This window comes from Geofilum rubicundum JCM 15548 (assembly GCF_000974365.1).
GTDB lineage: Bacteria > Bacteroidota > Bacteroidia > Bacteroidales > Marinilabiliaceae > Geofilum > Geofilum rubicundum.
Genome location: NZ_BAZW01000133.1, coordinates 1 through 2,207, shown reverse-complemented (window position 1 = coordinate 2,207; position 2,207 = coordinate 1). Strand labels below are relative to the sequence as shown.

The following is a 2,207-nucleotide window of genomic DNA, read 5'->3' as shown; positions in this document are numbered from 1 at the left end:
AGATAATTTGAGATACTTAAATTTCTTCTCACTTTTTTAATCGTTTAGGACGCTATTGCCTTAAAATATAACTCATTTGTAAAATCAATATTAAAAATAAGACAAAAACAAATTCCCTAAAATACTTCATTTTGCCCAAACAATAACCATTTAAAAAAATGAAAAACATAACCAAATTGGTTAATCAAATGGCGCCCATCTCAATCCCTATTCTTATTCAAACATTTATTTTGAACTACCAGCCACCAAATCTCCCAGGAACCGGGCAAAATCAGTAATATCCCCATGAACGCTTGCTTTTTCCAAAGCTGCCATATAAGCATCCCTTTGGGCTAGTGGTATTACTGTCCACGAATAACCTCCGGATGCCAACATCGCATTAAACAGGAAACGCCCGACACGACCGTTACCATCCATATAGGGATGGATAAATACAAATAAAAAATGTCCCAGCACTGCACGAACACCAGCATGTGGTTCTTCTTTTAATAAATCAAACAATACAGGCATGGCATCACGCACTGCATCCGGATTCAATGGGGTATGCATTGATCCTTTAATGTAAACCTGAGCCGAACGATAACCTGCCAAATCTCCTGCCTTTAAAATACCTGCGGTAACACTTGGTGCAAACAATTCCCGATACCAATCTCCATGATCATTATCAGCAACTTCCCCAGCATTTTCACCTTCCAGGATTGTCTTAATGCTTTCTTTTACGGCCTGAAAAGCCTGATAATAGCCACGCGCTGCCATTGCATTACGGGCTTCCTGGTCTGCTTCACTATCTTCAGGATTCCAATTTCCTGACTTCACCTTATTTATTAGTTCAGCTGTAACCCGATACCCTTCAATTGAAAGAGAGTTGTATGCATCATCGACATAGTTGTCTTCTACTTCCTTAAGATATGCTTCAATATCTGATGGTAACTCTTTTGGAACCGGAAAAATATTAACTACCGTTTCGCGCATATTGTGCCACATTAAGCGCATTCGATTAGCATAAGGAGAGGTTTCCCTTGTGCTTAGAGAAATTGACAATTGCTCATCAAAGGGATCAAGCTCTCTGACATCATACCCTGCTGACTTCATGGCTTTAAGTATATTGTCTGCCAACTTTTTGCTACCAATGTTCCGAAATGCCCCGGCAAGACGGCCGGCTACAATACTATGTCCGCCATTAAGAAGCTTTTCAAGCAGAATGGAGCCCTCTTTAACCAATGCAAGGCAGGACCGGGCATCCGTAGCATGACGAGTGAAAAAGTCTTCACTTACCGCTATAAGGCCTTCTTCCAATGTTAGGAGTTGCAAACCATCCTTGTTCACCCGGGATTTTTCTTCCGGGATCTTCAGTTTGTTATCCAAAATGGAAGTACCATGCAACAATTGAACAATATTGTTACTGGCCTTTGGAGATCGAACCAATAGCTGGGTAGGTATTATGGTATTGCCACTATGGATTAGCAATGATTGTTCGGGCGACAGGCACCAATCAGTCCCAAAGCGTGAATTAACATATACAGAAACAAATTTCCAGTAAGCCATATACCATGAAGTAGTATCTCCATCACGCTCATCCGGACGGGTTGAGATGTACCAACCTCTAATAACTTCTTTGATAAAGCCATTCGCTTTCAAAAGTTTTTTATGAAGAGTCGTCAAATCATCAGCATGAATAATTACGACATCGTTATTTTGCTGTAGCTTCTGCAACGCTGCCAATGCCTGAGCCAGTTTTTCCTGTGGTGTGGCCATGTTTTTTAAACTTTAATAGTTGTATTAAATTTAGTATATACCTGCGTACCAAATTTAGTATTTACAAATGTAGTATTTTTAGTTTATGCCTTTGTACTATTTTTAGTATTTAGCGATGCAGCATCTTTAGTATATAGTGCATATTCCGTTAATACCGGACACCCGTACCGGATTATACCGGACACTTTTCTCAAAAAAAATAGCTGTCTAAAATTAAAACTTATTATTCGGTTTTCCTCAAACTTTTTCTCATTGAAACGTCCCCTTCTAAATGGATGCGATATGACCCATTTGAGACCCTGTCTAATATGGCTTCTCCAATTGTTCTTTCAGCAAAACAATCATACCAATCTTTCACCGGAAGTTGTGATGATATAATTGTTGAACTCTTGGTATGTCTTTCATCTATTATGTCCAACATCATATTACATTGGTTGTTATCAATCTTTCTT

Annotated in this window: 2 protein-coding genes; both read right to left on the bottom strand. The window is 39.1% G+C overall.

Features of this window, described 5'->3' with window-relative positions; genetic code table 11:
- Positions 1-225: 225 nt before the first annotated feature.
- Complete coding sequence (locus JCM15548_RS20335) at positions 226-1,755, bottom strand: Fic family protein (RefSeq protein WP_062129040.1); 1,530 nt, start codon at positions 1,753-1,755, stop codon at positions 226-228.
- A gap of 223 nt (positions 1,756-1,978) precedes the next feature.
- On the bottom strand, positions 1,979-2,207 hold a 229-nt coding region (locus JCM15548_RS20330; protein WP_162198303.1), incomplete at its 5' end, for an ATP-binding protein.